At 67.9% G+C, this 15,744-nt stretch carries 19 protein-coding genes; 2 read left to right on the forward strand and 17 right to left on the reverse strand.

Features of this window, described 5'->3' with window-relative positions; genetic code table 11:
• Positions 1-52: 52 nt before the first annotated feature.
• From BUE45_RS23165 to BUE45_RS23235, 16 genes are all read right to left on the reverse strand, one after another.
• Positions 53-1,273, reverse strand: a complete 1,221-nt coding sequence (locus tag BUE45_RS23165; RefSeq protein ID WP_073381635.1) for a tyrosine-type recombinase/integrase — start codon at positions 1,271-1,273, stop codon at positions 53-55.
• An 86-nt stretch (positions 1,274-1,359) separates the two neighbouring features.
• Positions 1,360-1,569 (reverse strand): helix-turn-helix transcriptional regulator, encoded by a 210-nt coding sequence (locus tag BUE45_RS23170; protein ID WP_073381636.1) that lies wholly within the window; start codon positions 1,567-1,569, stop codon positions 1,360-1,362.
• Between the two features lie 86 nt (positions 1,570-1,655).
• Positions 1,656-3,449, reverse strand: a complete 1,794-nt coding sequence (locus BUE45_RS23175; protein ID WP_073381638.1) for an ATP-binding protein — start codon at positions 3,447-3,449, stop codon at positions 1,656-1,658.
• Positions 3,450-4,415 (reverse strand): bifunctional DNA primase/polymerase, encoded by a 966-nt coding sequence (locus BUE45_RS23180; protein WP_073381639.1) that lies wholly within the window; start codon positions 4,413-4,415, stop codon positions 3,450-3,452. It lies immediately after the preceding gene.
• The gene (locus BUE45_RS23185; protein WP_218619582.1) at positions 4,412-5,089 is read right to left on the reverse strand and encodes a DNA cytosine methyltransferase; all 678 of its coding nucleotides are present in this window, start codon (positions 5,087-5,089) and stop codon (positions 4,412-4,414) included. Before BUE45_RS23185 ends, BUE45_RS23180 begins: the two co-directional genes overlap by 4 nt.
• 168 nt (positions 5,090-5,257) lie before the next feature.
• Entirely contained in the window at positions 5,258-5,683 is a 426-nt protein-coding gene (locus BUE45_RS23190) for a hypothetical protein (protein ID WP_073381642.1), read from the reverse strand.
• Between the two features lie 149 nt (positions 5,684-5,832).
• Complete coding sequence (locus tag BUE45_RS23195; RefSeq protein WP_073381644.1) at positions 5,833-6,186, reverse strand: hypothetical protein; 354 nt, start codon at positions 6,184-6,186, stop codon at positions 5,833-5,835.
• Between the two features lie 185 nt (positions 6,187-6,371).
• Complete coding sequence (locus BUE45_RS23200; protein WP_073381645.1) at positions 6,372-8,366, reverse strand: FtsK/SpoIIIE domain-containing protein; 1,995 nt, start codon at positions 8,364-8,366, stop codon at positions 6,372-6,374.
• A gap of 78 nt (positions 8,367-8,444) precedes the next feature.
• Complete coding sequence (locus tag BUE45_RS23205) at positions 8,445-8,837, reverse strand: hypothetical protein (protein WP_073381647.1); 393 nt, start codon at positions 8,835-8,837, stop codon at positions 8,445-8,447.
• Positions 8,838-9,076: 239 nt separating this feature from the next.
• Positions 9,077-9,358 carry a hypothetical protein gene (locus tag BUE45_RS23210; RefSeq protein WP_073381648.1) on the reverse strand — a complete coding sequence of 94 codons (282 nt, stop codon included), beginning with the start codon at positions 9,356-9,358 and terminating at the stop codon, positions 9,077-9,079.
• A 217-nt stretch (positions 9,359-9,575) separates the two neighbouring features.
• Positions 9,576-10,832, reverse strand: a complete 1,257-nt coding sequence (locus BUE45_RS23215; protein ID WP_073381649.1) for a hypothetical protein — start codon at positions 10,830-10,832, stop codon at positions 9,576-9,578.
• A complete protein-coding gene (locus BUE45_RS23220; protein ID WP_073381651.1) occupies positions 10,829-11,026 on the reverse strand; it encodes a hypothetical protein in 198 nt (65 codons plus the stop codon). Before BUE45_RS23220 ends, BUE45_RS23215 begins: the two co-directional genes overlap by 4 nt.
• Entirely contained in the window at positions 11,023-11,181 is a 159-nt protein-coding gene (locus tag BUE45_RS32685) for a hypothetical protein (protein WP_178378623.1), read from the reverse strand. Before BUE45_RS32685 ends, BUE45_RS23220 begins: the two co-directional genes overlap by 4 nt.
• Positions 11,178-11,360, reverse strand: coding sequence for a hypothetical protein (locus tag BUE45_RS23225; protein ID WP_073381652.1), 183 nt, complete (start codon positions 11,358-11,360; stop codon positions 11,178-11,180). Before BUE45_RS23225 ends, BUE45_RS32685 begins: the two co-directional genes overlap by 4 nt.
• A gap of 88 nt (positions 11,361-11,448) precedes the next feature.
• Positions 11,449-11,694 carry a hypothetical protein gene (locus tag BUE45_RS23230; RefSeq protein WP_073381654.1) on the reverse strand — a complete coding sequence of 82 codons (246 nt, stop codon included), beginning with the start codon at positions 11,692-11,694 and terminating at the stop codon, positions 11,449-11,451.
• Between the two features lie 93 nt (positions 11,695-11,787).
• Positions 11,788-12,120 carry a hypothetical protein gene (locus tag BUE45_RS23235; protein WP_143173452.1) on the reverse strand — a complete coding sequence of 111 codons (333 nt, stop codon included), beginning with the start codon at positions 12,118-12,120 and terminating at the stop codon, positions 11,788-11,790.
• 540 nt (positions 12,121-12,660) lie between these two features.
• Here BUE45_RS23235 and BUE45_RS23240 point away from each other — a divergent pair.
• Entirely contained in the window at positions 12,661-13,419 is a 759-nt protein-coding gene (locus tag BUE45_RS23240) for a GntR family transcriptional regulator (RefSeq protein WP_073381657.1), read from the forward strand.
• Positions 13,416-14,249, forward strand: coding sequence for a GNAT family N-acetyltransferase (locus BUE45_RS31980; protein ID WP_143173453.1), 834 nt, complete (start codon positions 13,416-13,418; stop codon positions 14,247-14,249). Before BUE45_RS23240 ends, BUE45_RS31980 begins: the two co-directional genes overlap by 4 nt.
• Before the next feature lie 73 nt (positions 14,250-14,322).
• Here BUE45_RS31980 and BUE45_RS31985 read toward each other — a convergent pair whose 3' ends face one another.
• The gene (locus BUE45_RS31985) at positions 14,323-15,510 is read right to left on the reverse strand and encodes a hypothetical protein (protein ID WP_143173454.1); all 1,188 of its coding nucleotides are present in this window, start codon (positions 15,508-15,510) and stop codon (positions 14,323-14,325) included.
• Positions 15,511-15,744 lie beyond the last annotated feature (234 nt).

Below are 15,744 nucleotides of genomic sequence, written 5' to 3' on the forward strand. Positions count from 1 at the left end.
CCTTCAGGGGCTACTCCCCCACCGGGCGCACGTCGGGCGCACATCGCGAGCCTCAGAGGCCATCGCCAGCGTTCCACGCGCTGTCGATGGCCTCCCGCATTTTCTGGGAGGACGTCGGCATCATGTGGACGTAGGTCCGCAGGGTGAACCCCGGGTCCGCGTGCCCCAGGTAGTCGGCCAGGTCCCGGATGTTGGCCCCGCCGGACAGGACCAGGGACGCGAAGAGGTGGCGCAGGGCGTGGAAGCCGTGCTCCCTGGACTCCTCGAAGCGTCCCCCCGGCTCCCGCCGGCCGATCACACCCGCGGACGCGAGCGCGGGCTTCCACAGGTAGGGGTTCACGTAGTTCTTGTTGAGGGCCTTGCGCTCTCGCCCGGTGAAGACCAGCTGCTCCGTCACCGGCTTCCCGTCCGGCTTCTTCCACGGCAGGGTGACTTCCACGGGCGGGAAGCGCCGCATGTGCTCAGCCAGGGGAACGGCCACGCTCCGCGGGAGCGGCACGTACCGCTCCTTGCCTCCCTTGGGCGGCGCGAAGCACAGGGTGCTGCGCACGATCTTGACCTGGCGGCGCACCCGCAGCACCTCTTCCGCGAAGTCGAAGTCGGTGGCGGCCACGCCGAACACCTCCCCCTGGCGCAGCCCGCAGCCGACCCCCATGTCCACGAGAGCCCGGTAGCGCTCCGGCAGCGCGGCCCGGACGGCGACCACGCGGCTCACCGGCCAGGGCACGATCTTCTTCTGCGTGGGGGACGGCGCCTTCACCGACTTGGCCCGGCAGGGGTTCTTGGCAAGGACGTCGTCGTCCACGGCCGCTGAGAAGACGCTGGAGAGGTTTTCGAACATGGTCCGGACAGTCCGGTCCCCCAGCTCCTGCTGCCGTCCCCTGATCCAGTTCTGGATGTCCGACGGGCGGATGGTGTTCATGGGTCGCCTGCCTATCAGCGGGTAGATGTGCCGTTGGAAGCGCTGCTCCATCGCGTACCGCGTGGCTTCGTCGACCGACGCGTTGGCGATGAACGGCCGGGCGAACTCCTCCAGGAGAACCCGCCCCGCCTTCGGGTCGACGTACTGCCCGCGGGCCAGGTCTCCCTCGACCTGCCTGAGGTGCTGGCGAGCCTTCTCCTGTGTCTCGAAGACCGGCGCCTTCTGCTCTCCGTCCAGGGCCCGGTACCGGGCAGCCCAACGCTTCCCCCTGCCGTACTTGCTGCTCCGCACCTTCTTGCGGGAGCCGTCCGGTTGGGTCTCCGTCTTGTGCCAGAGGTCGACTACGGGCATGGGCGTCCTTGCTGTGGTTCGTGCTGGAAACAGAAAAAGGCGGTGCCGGCGGGATTCCTCCCGCTGGCACCGCCGACTGCGCCCGGTCAGGCCTGGGACCGCACCCACTCGTGCACGGCCTCCGGGTAGTAGCGAACGTGCCTGCCCACCCGGTGGGAGGGCGGCCCGGTCCTCTTGTGGCGCCACTGGTAGAGGGTCGTCTCGGGGACTCCGAGGAAGCCCGCGGTCTCTTCGAGCGTCCAGAGCCGGGCGGCTGTGGTCGATCCGCGCTTCGCGTTCTGCTGTTCAGCGGTCATGCTGGTGGTGCCTCTCCTTCATCGGGTGGGGCGTGGCCCCGGCCGGTGCGTGGCAGTTCGGGCCGGGGCCGCCTTTCGCGGTGCGGTCAGGTGCGGTGGTGGTGTGCGCAGGAGCCGCACACGCTCGGGTGGGTGGTGGGCTCGTAGCGGCGGAACGCGGCACCGCACGAGGTGCACGATCCCGTCTCTATGGGCAGGGGGTCGGGCACCTTTTTAGAGAGTTGGGGGACGACAGCCTCCGCAGGGTCCGCAGCCTCCGACGACTCCTGTGAGCTGGGGTGATGCGCGGAGCCTGGTGCGGAGGCTGCGGAGGCTGAGCCGTTAGCCTCCGCAGGGTCAGATGTGACTCGGTGGTCAAAAAAAATGGTGTCCTGGCTGGTCACCGGGGTGAACAGGCCAGGATCGGCGTCCGGAGGCTGCGGAGGCTGCTTGTCGAGGGCGTGGGCCGTGAAGGTGTAGAGCTGGCGGCGGTGGCGGTCCTTCGATCGGCCGGCCTCTTCGACGGTGATACCGATCGAGCGCAGCACCGGGGCGTCCCGCTTGAGCTGTCCGGAGGCGCGGGTGGCGTCCACCGGCCAGGAGCGGGGCCGCACCTCGGGCGCGGGGATCAGCCCCAGGAGCTGGCTGATGGATCCGGTCCAAGTACCGCGTTCGTCGATGAAGTCCGCGACGGCGGAGGTGAAGGGCTTGGCGTCGAGCAGGTCGGCGCTGGTGATCTCCGAGGCGGCCCGGTAGGTGTGCAGGGTGTCCCAGCCCATGACCGTGTCCAGGGCTCCGAGGATGCGGGCGAAGTCCGCCATCCGCGGCAGCTCGGCCAGGTGGGTCGTGGGCAGCTCGGCCAGCACCCGGCAGAGCAGGTCCAACAGGGCCGCGCGGATCGCGGGGGCGGCCTCGTCGAAGGTGGCTTTGACCTCGGCGTCGGTGCGGCGTTGGTCGCCCTTGATGGGCAGGAACTCCGCGGTCAGCATCCGCTCGGACAGGTCCGAGGCCAGCGCCCCGGTGTCGATCGAGGTCAGCGCGAGCAGGCGGCGGAAGGCCAGCACGGACACGTCGTCGTCGGAGTACAGGGCCCGGTCGACCAGGCCGTCGCCGGTGACGGCCTTGCACAGGGTGTCCGAGAGCCACATCGGGATGGTGGAGACGTTGTCCAGGCACACCGCCCAGGAGGCGGAGGCGACGGTGGCCCAGGTCTTGATGTCCTTGGGCAGGGACCGCAGCGGCGCCGGGGAGGGATCGATGAGGTTGATGAGCATGGCCAGGGCGGTGGACTTGCCGGTGCCCTGCTCGCCCTTGGCGGCCAGGATCGGGTGGGGGATGTCGGGCAGGAACGCGGCGACCAGCCATCCGACGATGAGCCGGAAGTGGTGCTCGTCCACGTTCAGCAGGGCCCGCAGCGCGGCCAGTCCGCGGTCGGTCTGCCCGGCCGGGCCGGGGTCGGGCATGGGGCTGGTCAGCTTGGTGCGGCGGAACAGCACTGGCGACACCGGCGCGATGTGCCAGCCGCCGGCGCCCGCGATGACGCACCGCCCGTCCGGGGTGCCCAGGTCGATGACGACCTGGTCGCCGTCCTCGGTGCGGTGGGTGGCCAGGCGCAGGTTGATGGGTTGTGGGTCTTGGTCCATGGCGCGTCCTTCCAGGACACTGATCGCGTCGGTCAGGGCCGACTGCGAGGGGACGGAGTGGTGCTCGGCGTAGTACTGCCGGGCGAGCTGTGCGCGTAGCCCGTCCTTGCGCAGGAGCGGGAACGCGATCTGGGGCCCTCCGCGCTGCACGGCGTAGGTGCGCCCGTCCGCCCCGGCCACGACGTCGACTCGGCGGTCGGCCATCTCGATGAGGAGCGTGGCTTGGGAGGGCTTCTTCTCGTCGCTGTTCCCGCTCATCTAGGCGGCCGTCCTTCCAGGTGGTGTGCGGGTACGTCGGGGCTCGCGGAGGCCCTTGGCGAGCCCGGAGCGGATCGTGGTCGTGATCTGGCTCGGGGTGTCCCGGGCTCCGGACGCGGTCGCGGCGTTGTGGAGCGCGTCAGCGATCCAGCCGGGGTCGAGCAGGCCTTCGCGGGCGAACTGGCCCAGCGAGGCGGCGGCGATGTACAGGTTGGTGTTGCGGGTGTGGGGTGGCGCCTCCCGAACCCTGGCTAGCTCGCCGGTGACCGCGGCCCGCACGTACGCGGCACGGCGCCGGTCGTCGGTGGTGATCGCCGTGAACACGTCCGGCACGGGCCCCCGCGACGGGACTCCGGAGGCGGTGGGCCGGTCCGGGGAGTCGTGCCTGCGCAGCAGGCTCCTTATCCATTCCGGCAATGGTGCGGGGACTGCACGGTCGAGGACCTCGTAGCTGCCCGTGCCGTCCGCGGCGCGAACCGGGCAGCCGGGGCCGACGACGTAGCCGCCGTGGGCGCGGGTGTCGATCAGCCACCCGAGTCCGGCGCCCTGGTCGCCGCTGGTGTTGCCCAGGCGCGGTCCCTCGTGGGGGTGGGTGAAGTACAGGTGGGTGCCGCCCCGGCGGGTGCGGACGGTGAAGGTGTCCAGCGGCAGCGGTTGCCCGGCCTGTTCGGCCAGCACCGCCAGCACGTCGGCGCCCTCGACCACCCCGGGCAGCGCCCACGTCGCGGGTGGGGTCTGCTGGGGCTTGGGGACATCGAGGTCGACCACGACCAGGCTCGCGGGGCCGGTGGCGATGCCGTAGTTCGCCGCGGGCCACCGCTGCCACCAAGCGCGGATGCGCGCCGGGTCAGTGGTGGCCGCCCGCTCCCAGTCCTTGACCAGCGGGGGTTTCTTGCTGGCGGGGGTGAGGGGGAAGACGGGCCAGCCGCGGCGGGCGGCGGCCAGGGCGTAGGGCAGAAGGCTCATACCGCCACCTGCCCACGCAGGAAGGCGACCAGTCGGGCTCCGAGGAAGCTGGTGTAGGCCGGTGGGATCGCCTCGCACAGTTCCACCCGGTCGGCGGTCCACGTGATCTGTTTGGCCTGCTGCATCTCGGCGACGGTGGCCTTGCCTCCACCCGCGCCGTAGGCGGCCACGTAGGGGCCGTCGTAGAACACCCCGTGCCGCCACCCGCGGACACGGCCGCGATGCGGTCGGTGGGCGGGTTGGGCGGTTGACCAGCCGCCGAGTTCGAACCAGCGGTGCTGCAACACGCCCAACCCGAACATCTCCCCGCACAGGCGCAGGTCTTTGCGGACCGGGGATCCGGCCACGTTCTCGATCACGTAGGGCCGCCCGACCGCTTGCAGAACGGCGCGGGTGGCTTCGACCAAGTCCGGGTGTTCCCGTCCGGTCGTGGTGTTGCGGGCGGCGTTGGTGCCGCGTGTGGGGGCGGAGTAGTTCTGGCACGGCGGGGAGGCGTGGATGGCGTCGTAGCGGTGGCCGTGGGCGGCCGCGTAGTCCAGGGCGTCGGCTTGGACGAAGCCGTCTCCGCAGTAGGTCGGGCGGGGGGCGATGTCGATGCCGGTGACGTGGAATCCGGCGTGCTGGTAGCCGCGAGCGGCTCCGCCAGCGCAGGAGTACAGGTCCAGAAGCTTCACGCGATGTCCCTTCTCCAGGGTGGGCAAAGAGAAGGGCCCAAACACCGCAGGTGGTGTCTGGGCCCCATCGGGCGTGGTCAGGTGCGGCCGGGGCGACGGGTGCGGTCGGTGCAGGTTCACCCTTCAGCCCTATTCAGGTCGCGGGCCGCTTTGGCGAGGGTGGTGCGGTCAGAGCCAGTCGGGCCGGGAGCGGGCGGCGAGGGTGAGGGTGATGCGGTCGCGGTGGCCGGCGGCGGTGGTGAGCGCGGTGAGCACCGCGGCCGTGGTGGTTGCGTCCATGCCGACCAGGGCGTCGCGGAGCTTGACCGGGTGGTCTTCGGCCAGGGAGGCGGCGATGCGCAGCACGCCGGTCTCGGAGGAGGACGCGGGGAACGTGCGCCGGTTCAGGGCCTTGACGGCCTTCTCCCAGTCGATGTGGGCGATGGGCCGGACAGGGTCGACCAACGCGGAGACGGGGACCTGGTGGACGCACCGGTTCACGAAGTCGGGGCGCCGCAGCCACACGTCGTGCTCGATGAGCAGGTTCACGGCGGCGGTGTCGGCGGTGTAGCCCTCAGCCCAGTTGCGCAGGCCCTCGGCGAGTTCGGCGGTCATACTGGTAGTGCTCCTTCGGGAGTGAGCGCGGCCCGCCCCGGGGTCCTTGGTCAGATCTGGGGCGGGCCGTCGTCGTGTGCGGTGGACCGGGCGGTCCCCCCGACCCGTCCCGCAGGACGGGCGGGACGGATCAGGGGCACCGGCGGGTCTCACAGGTGCAGGTCGCCGTAGTAGTCACCGCCGGTCTGGATGACCGTTCCGGTCGACCCGCCAGTGATCGTGTTCACCACGCTGCGGCGCGGTGCGCCGGGATGGGCCCGGGCGAGTTCCCCACGCAGCCGGTCGATCTCCGCCAGGAGCGCGGGGATGTCCTGGCGGGCGTGGGCGACGAACTCGGCGTCGGCCTCGCTTGCCCCGTGCGCGCCGAAGAGCACCTCGGCCGCCCCCTCGACTACCGGGTGGGGACGGTGGATGACCGAGGTGCCGTCCGCTTCGAAGCCCCTCTTCCAAGGGCCGCGAGCGGTGGACTCGACACGGGCTCGGATGGCGTGAAGGTCCGTCATGGAGTGCCTTTCTCAAAGGAGATGACGAACCCCCGCCCGGGGTGGGTTCCAGGCGGGGGTTCGGGAGCGGCCCTAGAGGCTCTAGAAGGCCAAGAGGGCAGGTCAAGAAGGGGTCTGGTTTCTAGTCTCAGGGCCTAGGATCTAGGCCCTGAGGGGCTAGTCCTAGGCCCCTTCTAGGGGGTGTTCTAGACCCTCTCCAGGGCCTGCAGGACGGCGTCCTTCTCGTATCCCTGGCGGGTGGTCTTGGTAGTCGGGTCCTCGATCTTGGCGGCCCACACCCCCTTGGAGACGACACCGAGCGGACGCAGGATCTTCGCGAGTGCTTCCTGGGTCAGGTCCGCGAACTCGTCGGTGTCGGCCAGGCGGGTCACGAGCATGTCGGAGTGGATCTTGTCCGCGTCCCCCATCGCCCCGAGGACGGCGTTGAGGAGCCGCACGTCGGTCCTCTCGTCGGCGGCGGGCAGGGTGCCGGCGTCCTTGCGCAGTGCGTAGGCGCGGTCGGCCAGGGCCTGGAGTTCCCCTCGGTCGGGGTCGATGAACGCAGCCCGCGTCTGCACGGGCGAGGACCCCTCGGCCAGGACGTATCCGGCACCGCGCTGGTCCGGCTCGAACAGCGCAGCCGAGTAGCCGCGTCCGGACCAGCCGGTGCCCAGGATGGTGTCCGAGGCGGCCGGGGTGGTGCAGCGCAGCGCCCAGCGGATGGACAGGATGTCGCGTAGCCGGGTCGGGACGACTTCGGCGGCCGGCCGCTGGGTGATGACGCCGGTGATGATGCCCGCGGCCCGACCCCGGCCCACGATGTCGGCCAGCGCGGTCATGAACTCCTTGTCGGCCTTGGTGTCCCCGGACGCGGACCAGAACTGGACCTCGTCGATGTGCACCACAATCGGGTGCAGCCCGTACTTCTTGGCGATGGCCTCGGTGACCTTGGGGGCGCCGATCTTGCGGAGGATCTTGTAGCGGCGGTCCATCTCCGCGATGACCTCGCGCAGCATCGCGATCATCGCCTCGGGGCGCTTGTCGGTGAGCACGAACTTGGCCATGGGCTCCCACACCATGAGGTCGAATCCGAACTTGCCGTCGGCGAGGTAGACCTGCGTCCTGGGGTCGAGGAAGAACCAGGCCAGCACGTTGTTGGAGGCCACGCTCTTACCGCCGCCGGGCTCCCCGCCGATCATGTAGGAGCGCTCCACCATCTTGAACTCCACGGCCCGCCCGCGGGCGTCACGTCCGGCGAAGAGCTTGTCGGTCCAGAAGTTGACCCTGTCCGCGGCGCGGGTGGCCAGCGGGTTCTCCACACGGTGGCCCTGCATGGGGTCCTCATCGGCCACCCACAGCTTCACCCGCCCGTTGTGGCCCTTGACCGGGTCCAGGGCGACCTGGACCTCATCGACACCGATCGCGCCGGCCACTTCGCCGCGCTTCTTGGTGGCGTTCTTGTAGGTGGTGCCCGGGGGCAGCTCCAGCGTCGCCTCCCAGGCCCCGTCGGTGCGGGTCACGGGGCCGACCACGCGGACCTGGTCGGCCTGCTTGGCCAGCTTGGCGGCCACGAACACCTGCTTGACCTCCTTGGCGGAGGGGGACCCGCCCAGTGCGGCGTGCCCGGCCTCCGCGGCCCCCAGCGCGGTACGGCGCCTTTCCAGCCCTCCGGCCACGGCCAGGACCATCAGCAGGGCGAGGATCGGCACGGCCGGGGTGAGCAGGAACCAGGCCGCGGTTACGGCGGCCGCGGTGGTGCCGGCGCCGGTGAGCACGACGTTGCGGCGCTTCTTGCGGGTGGTCAGGACGAGTTCGGGCTTGATCGCGAGCTGGGTGTCCAGCTCGGCGGCGGTCATCCACCGCCACACGTGCCCGGCGCCGCGGGCGGTGCCCACGCTGCCGAAGATCAGCTCGTGCTTGAGCACGGCCAGGGCCAGGCGGTCGGGGCGCTTGGCGACTTCCCGGGCACGGAAGGCGGCGGTGCGCAGCGAGGCGGGTACCACCACGGCCCGCCCTTTGGGGCGGACCGCGACCTCGGTGGTCGCCGCTGGCGCTTCGGGCTTGGCCGTCTCCTCCTGGTCCTCGGTGTCGGTGGGGACGATCTCGGCATCCACCACCTGGGTGTCCGGGCGGGCGGGAAAGGCGATGACCTCAGCGTCGTGGATCGGTTCGGGCTCGTGTTCAGGCTGGCTGGCGGTCATGCTGATGGTGCCTCTCTGGTGAGGTGCGGGCGGCGGCGGATCTTGGCGGTGAGGCCGCCGCCCGCTTCGCTGGTGGGGTCAGTAGTCGTTGACGTCGAACTCGGTGGTGAACTGCTCGGCCGAGTCCAGGCCGCCCTGGACGAACTCGTAGATACCGATGAAGGGGCCGGACGCGGCCAGCCACAGGCAGGGCACGAGCAGCGCCAGCCACGGGGTGAGGGAGCGGGTGCCGCCGTCCTTGAGCTCGAAGACCACCCACGCGGTGGCCACGACCGCGATCAGAGTCGCGGCCCCGTCGAAGGTGGCCGAGTCGGCGCTGCGCACCCCCGCCACGACGTAGGGGGCGGCGAAGGGCACCACCGCTAGTCCGGCGATGACCGAGGTCAGGGTGAGCAGCCGCCCGCGTTTGCCGAAGATCAGCAGGGCGATGGCGAGCCCGGTCGCGACCAGGGCGACGATCCCGCTGGCCATACGGTCTCCTTCCTGAACAGCGCGGGCCCGCCCCAGACCGGGGCGGGCCCGCAGGTCGGTCGGGGGTCAGCGGGTGCGGTTCTCGTGGCGGTGTCCGGAGATGACCAGGCCGATGCCAGTGGCCAGGATCAGGGCGAGGATGAGCAGCTCGAACATGGGCGGGTGCCTTTCTGGTGAGTGGGGTGGTGGCGGATCTTGGCGGTGAGGCCACCACCCCGGATCTGGGCGGATGGTGCTGGTCAGAAGAGGGGCAGCTGGTCCGCGCACAGGGCGCACACGTCCCAGTCGGGGATGCGGTGGCGCTTGTCGCGGCAGCGCTCGGACGCATCGACGGTCGCTTCGACTTCCAGGTGGTAGCGGCGCCGGTCCGAGGCCATGTGCTGGTAGTGCGAGGTGAAGTCGGGGGCGCCGCAGGTGCAGCGCATGCGGTACACCCACGCCTCGCCCTCTCCCAGGTCGGCCACGTGCCGGGTGATGGTGGGTCGGTGCCGGACCGTGGCAGGGCCGGTGCCGGCGCTCACCGGGTTCCGCCTTCCGGAGTGCAGGAGCGGCAGGGCGTGTACCTGTACTCGGCACCGAAGGACCACCACAGGCCGCCCCGGCCTCCGCAGTCCACACACAGCCCCTGTGCCTCGCATTGGGCTGGGGTGAGCGGGCTGTTGCGGCGCATCCAAGCGGCGTGGTCGAAGCCGACCGGGGTCCGGCGGGACCAGGCGGCCGGCCGCAGGTGGCGGTGGTTCATCGCCGCTCCTTACGGATCGCGCTCTGGTGGCGCTTGACCGTGGACTCGCCCAACCCCAGGGCGGCCGCGATCTGAGCCGCGGTGGCGTCGGGGTGGTCGTCCCAGTAGTGCGCGACGCGCTGGCGGTTGTGCTCACCGGCCGCACGTCGGGCCTGGTTGGCCGGTTCGGTTCGCTGGCTCACTTCGTGGTCGGGGCCCGCCTCGGTCCGGTCGTGTTCGTTCTGGTCAACGACAATGCGAGACGCATTGTGAGCCTGGCGGATCCGCCAGGCCTCGGCGACGTCCTCCTGGGTTGGGAGGTGGTTGTGGCCCGTGGTCGGTCCGTCGTGGTCCGGGTCGGAGGGGCGGGGGCTCACACCGTCGTCGGGGCCGTCGTGGTCGGTCAGGAACACCGCGATCTGGTCCGTCATCAGCTCGGTCTGCTCGGCGAGCCACTCCTGGACCGGGGACGCAGAGGCCAGCCGGTCCGCTGCTGTCTCGGCCGGGGTCTCCTCCTGGTGGTCGTCCATCGCGATGCGGCGCAGTTCGTTCTCGTCGGCGGCGTCGACGTCCTCCAGGGCCTCACCCACCGCGGTCGACAGGGTGGTCGTGGACACGTACGCGGCCACGCTCCACGCGGCCGCTCCCAGGGAGCAGATCGCCCCGATAGGGCTGCCGAAGGTGGCCAGGACCGCACTGATGGCGAGCGGGACTCCGATCAGGGCCCAGAACGCGTACCGCTGCCAGGGCTCCAGGCGGGTGTTGCGGGCGGCCAGGCGGCCCCGCAGGACAATCATGCAGGTGGACAGGATGGTGAGTCCGGCCTCGACCACGTAGCCCATGCCCAGCGGCGATTCTGTGGGGCGGGACTGGAGCCAGACCTCGATCGCCATGGCGGACCCGATGGAGAGCACCACCGACAGCACCAGGCAGCCGAGCGTGTACCGGGCCCGGGTGCGGGTCAGGTCCGCGACCGCCCGCCCCGGGGAGGTGGCTTCCCGGGCGGCCTGGATCGCTTGGAGCGTGCGCTCGGCGGCTGCGGCCCGCGAGTCGCTGACGCGGCCCCGGCGGAGGGCGCGGCGGTGGGCCTGCTCCAGGGCGGCCACCTGTTCCTGAGTGCGCAGGGCGTCCGCCCGGCCCCGGGTGGCGGGATTGGTGCGCGGGTCGGTGAGCAGACGCTGGTCGGTGATGCCGACCAGGCGACGAGCGGTCGCGACCTGGTCGGCGACGGTCGCGGCCACGTCGGGGGCCTGGCGGCGGTTGCCGAACCTCATGGGGTGGCCTCCTTCGTGGCCGGTGCGGGCAGGGACAGCGGGCGGATCACCGCGGTAGCGGCCTGGTCCAGGACCATCAACGCGGCGGCCAAGACCAGCGCGACCAGGCGCAGCACGACGAACGCCAGCAGCAGGAGCAGGCTGATCAGCACGGTGACGATGCCCGCGGCCTGGATCAGCTCGGCGGTGGTCACCGCACCTCACCCCCGCCCTGTCGGGCGCGGATGGCACGCAGCTCGGCGAGGTCGCTGGCCCGGTCGGGCACCAGGCCGCCGGTCATCCGGTGCAGGAACACGAACACGACCGCGAGGCCGCCTGCGGTGAGCAGCAGGGTCACAAGCAGGTTCATCGCCGGACCCCCTTGCGGTTCCTGGCCGTGCGGGGGACCTGGGTGAGCGTGAGGCGGGTGCGGCCCCACCGGCGCAGCTTGGCCCGCCCCCGGGTGAGCGACGTGCGGACACGAGTGGCGGCGGTGGTGGCCAGCATGCCGACCAGCGCTCCGAGGGCGACGTAGAACAGCGGCTCCATCAGGGCTCCTTGCGCAGCGGATTGGCGGGGGTCAGCAGCAGCGCGGCCAGCACCAGATAGGCGAGGACGATCGCGAGGGTGAGCAGCATCAGGCGACCCTCCCCAGGAGCACCGCAGCGGGGGCGCCGTCGGGGGAGGGCAGCTCACCGAGCAGGTCCGCGAGGATGTCGGCGCCGGCCGCCAGGCGGGCGGCGTAGTCCTGCGGGCTCTCGTCGGGCCGGGGCGGGGCGAACAGCTCGCTAGCCAGTTCGGAGTCTCCGAGCAGGCCGGTCATCTTTCCCAGGTCCGGGACGGGGGTGCGGGTGCGGTTTGCGAAGGGCACAATGGTCGCCATCGGGATGGTCCTTTTCAGCAGGTGATCTCGGTGTGGCCCTCGCGGGGCGCAATCCCGCGGGGGCCGTCGTCGTCGGTAGGGGTGGTTCGGGGTTCAGCCGACGGTCTGGTCGCCGCTCAGGCGGTTGATCTCGGCGTTCAGGCGGTCGCGTTCGGCCCGCAGCAGTGTGAGCCGGTCGACGGCGCCGGTGACCGCGATGCGCCCCGGGGCGACCTCGCGAGCGGTGTATCCGGCGGCTTCCAGGAGCGGGACGACTCGGCCCTTAGCGGCGTCGGTGCTCACCAGGAGCAGGGCTCCGGAGCGGGTCAGGCGGGCGGAGGTGACCACCCGGTAGAAGCCGTTCGCCATCTCGGCGGTCTCGGTGATGTCGGCCAGGTCGGTCTCGGTGAACGGCATCGGCAGAACAGTGGCGGCGGTGTTCGTCATGGTGTCCCTCGTGGAGTGTCGTGGCGGGAGTCAGGTCGGCCCCATCAGGCGGAGGTGGCGCAGGTGGTGGCCAGTCAGATCTGCGGTGCGGTGAGTCGGCACCGACCGTGGCGGGGGTGGTGGACCCGGGTGGTCCCTGCTGGGCCCCTCCCCGTGTTGTGGCGGGGAGGGGCCCAGCAGGCACCCCAGGGGTGCGGCGCGGCCATTCCTCGCGGCCCCGGTGGTTCGGGGCGGCGCACCCGTGTGGGGGTGCCGTGGCCACGTCTTCCCTTCGCCGCCCCTTGACTGCTCGGGGTGGGGTCAGGGCGTGCGCGCTATGTCCCTCCGAAGGAGGTGTTCTCAAAGCTCAAGCGCTCCGGGCTTCCACGCGCCTCACCTGCGGTGATGCGGAGTCCGCTGCCGAGCTGGGGAATATTGCCCCCCGCCAAACCGTTGAACTGTTTGGACTAGTCCAAATAGAAGCACGAGACCTGGAGGCGAGTCAAGCGTTTGCTACCTTTGGACTAGGCCAAAGTTCTCGGCACGCTGGGAGGGGCGGATATGTCGCTGCGAGAGTCACCGTTGTATGCGCAGGTCGCAGAGCAGCTAAGGGAGCAGATTCGGTCCGGTCAGCTCGCTCCCGAAGACGAAGTCCCAACTGAGCGCGACTTGGCGAGCAAGCATGGAGTCAGTCGCGGCACCGCAGTCAAGGCTCTAGAGCAACTGGTGACGGAGGGGCTCGTAACCCCTGGGAACACCCGTGCGGGACGTCGTGTCAGGGACCTGCGCATCCTGCCGATCCATGTCAGCCGAAGCGAGCGCATTGACCATCGGAAAGCCGCCGGCGTTGATGCCTGGGTGAGTGACAGTCAGGAGCACAACCGAGTTCCGGACCAACACATCGACGTCGGCATCGTGCACGCGGACAAAGAGATCGCCCGGCACCTTGCCATCTCCGAGGGAGACTCCGTTGCTGTTCGGAGACGTCTGCGCACGCTGGATGGTCAACCAAGCAACCTGGCTGACACCTATTACCCCATGGACATCGCTCGCGAGATTCCCGAGATTCTCGATCCAGCAGATGTGCCCCAAGGGATCGTCGCGTTGATGACTGAGCGCGGCTTGGTGCAGACGCAGTACCGCGATACCTTGCGCTGGCGTCCTCCTACTCCCGAAGAGGCGCAGAAGCTTCGTATTGGCGCGGGCGTCTCCGTCTTGATCCAGCACAGAGTCGGGTACTCGGAAGATCGACCAGTGAAGGTTAGCCGTCACACCTGGCCCGGCGACACTATCGAACTCATCTATGAGTTGCCCGCGTGAACGCGTGGAGGATTCGCCAGGCCGGAGAGAAGGACACAGGCGATGTCGTCGACCTGCTGAACGAGGCTGCCGACAAGCTGGAGGCTCGTGGCATCGACCAGTGGAAACCGGGGTGGATGACGGAGCAACGGCTGCGTCCCATGATCCAGCGCGGCGAAACTTTTGTCGTTCACGATGCCAGAGGCGACCTTGTTGCGACGGTCTCACTGAGTCCAGAAGCGGACCCAGATTTTTGGACTCATCGTGAGCAGAAGGTCCCTGCTCTTTACTTGGCCAAGCTTGCAGGCCGCCCGTCAGGTATCGGCGCCTGGGTCCTCGAATGGGCCATCGAGTACGCTGGACGCCATGGATACAAGGCGGTGCGGCTTGACGCGTGGGCGAGCAATTCTGGGCTGCACAGCTACTACGTGAGAAACGGCTGGATTCATCTACGTACGATGTCCGTTCCTGGGCGCAATAGTGGAGCGCTTTTTGAGCACCCGGCGAGGCTTCGCGAAAATGAGGAAGCATTGATTATCGAAACTGCTATTCGCCCCACAGCTTCGCAGGATGCGATCGATGCAGATGCATATCTTCCTGTGCATGAAGTTTCTCAAGCCGTGGTTTCTGGTGTTTCCCCATTTAGAGAAGAAGCACACCCCCTCACTCTGCACCTCGGGGAGAGTCGCAGAATTTGGCACGACGGCACTGATTGGCGAGTAGGACACCCCGGGTGGAGGGAATATTACGCAGACCGCGTCCAACACTGGAAGGCCCTCGACGACAGCCCCACTTCCCAGAAGTACGTCCTTTTGGACGAGGCGGGTTCTGTGCAGTTGAAATACATCTGAGCCTCGCCAGATCGAAATTAGGGCCTCCAGTATATTGGAGGCCCTTTTTCGAGGGATGGACCGCAAGGAGACGTCATTCTTGCTTGATTGGACACCAATACAAGGTCCCCTCGAGATCCTGCACACGCTCTCGCTGGGATTTCGTAAGATTCCCGTCACCTCCCGCCCCGGGGTCAGTCACGGCAAGCAGTGCTCGCGGATAAAGTCTGGATTTTTTAGCCACCTGCTCATCCACAAAAGCAAACAAATCATGAAAGGCCTCCGAAGCGGGAGGCAAATCCCGCCAATGCGGCTCGTGCCCTGAATGAATAATCTGGTTCCTCAGCCCATAAAGCCTGACCCAGTAAGCACCGGCAGGCGTGCTGGTATTGCTAGTACTCCAATTACCCCCCAGCTTGTCGGGCAACATTTTCGTGAACAGAGACTTAAAGCTAGTATCTCCTCGAATCTGGTCAATATCAGACCTGCTTGGATTTTCATCGAGAAGAATCATCTCAAAGACGCCGGAGAGATACTTCTCCACGGCGGATTGCATCATAATTATGGCAGATATTTCATCACCACTCATCAGTCGAGCATGACCTTCAGTAGCTAGCTGACGGGCGACCCTAATAGGGTGATGCCTACCTTCGACAGCTCCTCGGCGCTCGTAGTCGATGACAGCACGGATGCTCTCAGCATCATCGTGGGAATAGGATGCGAATCTCTCGTTGTATTTTTTGTTGTTGAGCCGAAAGCTGGATTGGCACAAGAGGGCATCCGTACCACCCTCAAACACTCGATATATAATTTGTGGCGCGAGACCTTCTTTTGAAATCTTTCGCATAAGGTTCTCCTTGGTAGCCACCTGCGAGGCCCCAATGAGCGAATTTACGGCACCCATGCACCGTTCAAATATAATGGAAAAGCGCTCATCGGCACTCGGATTCGAGCTTGCGGGTTCGTCCGCGAATATCTCATCCGTAGTCTTAGCCTGGATCCAAGTCTGCCATGATCGCTCCTCTTCTCCTGGATCATGGGTGCCAATGATCGTAGAGAATCCGTACCCGTAGGGATCTTCTGCAAGATCCTGAAAATTGACATGAGTGTGAGTTACTCGCAACGATACATGATTCAAACTCTCTGAATATTTATCGGAAACAGGGCCGTATATCACGCCGGAAGGGATTGGCAAATCAAAAGGGAGAAGGAAGTAAAAGAGCAGATCATTGGGTATCTTTTGCGGCATTTTCAGACCTCCTTTGGCCTTCAAGTAAGCCACCTTCTGAGAATTTTCAGAGAAGTCGGCGTACTTGATATTCCAATTATCCTACGGGTGACCTGTTTCCACAGAGAAGGCGCGAATCACGTGGCCACCGGAAGACATCTCAGGGCTGGCTTCCAACCTGTACCAATGCCCATTGCATTCCACTACCACCCCGTATACGCCCGCGGGATTTTCATTTGTTAGGTGAACGACGTGTCCGTCACTTTCAACTACAGACAGCCACTTGCT

This window comes from Nocardiopsis flavescens, from assembly GCF_900141985.1.
Classification (GTDB): domain Bacteria; phylum Actinomycetota; class Actinomycetes; order Streptosporangiales; family Streptosporangiaceae; genus Nocardiopsis; species Nocardiopsis flavescens.

Coding starts and splice junctions, on each gene's coding strand:
- BUE45_RS23230 (WP_073381654.1), bottom strand. CDS start 11,694: ATGGCGACCATTGTGCCCTTCGCAAACCGCACCCGCACCCCCGTCCCG.
- BUE45_RS23165 (WP_073381635.1), bottom strand. CDS start 1,273: ATGCCCGTAGTCGACCTCTGGCACAAGACGGAGACCCAACCGGACGGC.
- BUE45_RS23215 (WP_073381649.1), bottom strand. CDS start 10,832: ATGAGGTTCGGCAACCGCCGCCAGGCCCCCGACGTGGCCGCGACCGTC.
- BUE45_RS23235 (WP_143173452.1), bottom strand. CDS start 12,120: ATGACGAACACCGCCGCCACTGTTCTGCCGATGCCGTTCACCGAGACC.
- BUE45_RS23195 (WP_073381644.1), bottom strand. CDS start 6,186: ATGACGGACCTTCACGCCATCCGAGCCCGTGTCGAGTCCACCGCTCGC.
- BUE45_RS23175 (WP_073381638.1), bottom strand. CDS start 3,449: ATGAGCGGGAACAGCGACGAGAAGAAGCCCTCCCAAGCCACGCTCCTC.
- BUE45_RS23200 (WP_073381645.1), bottom strand. CDS start 8,366: ATGACCGCCAGCCAGCCTGAACACGAGCCCGAACCGATCCACGACGCT.
- BUE45_RS23180 (WP_073381639.1), bottom strand. CDS start 4,415: ATGAGCCTTCTGCCCTACGCCCTGGCCGCCGCCCGCCGCGGCTGGCCC.
- BUE45_RS23240 (WP_073381657.1), top strand. CDS start 12,661: ATGTCGCTGCGAGAGTCACCGTTGTATGCGCAGGTCGCAGAGCAGCTA.
- BUE45_RS23225 (WP_073381652.1), bottom strand. CDS start 11,360: ATGGAGCCGCTGTTCTACGTCGCCCTCGGAGCGCTGGTCGGCATGCTG.
- BUE45_RS23205 (WP_073381647.1), bottom strand. CDS start 8,837: ATGGCCAGCGGGATCGTCGCCCTGGTCGCGACCGGGCTCGCCATCGCC.
- BUE45_RS23190 (WP_073381642.1), bottom strand. CDS start 5,683: ATGACCGCCGAACTCGCCGAGGGCCTGCGCAACTGGGCTGAGGGCTAC.
- BUE45_RS23170 (WP_073381636.1), bottom strand. CDS start 1,569: ATGACCGCTGAACAGCAGAACGCGAAGCGCGGATCGACCACAGCCGCC.
- BUE45_RS32685 (WP_178378623.1), bottom strand. CDS start 11,181: ATGAACCTGCTTGTGACCCTGCTGCTCACCGCAGGCGGCCTCGCGGTC.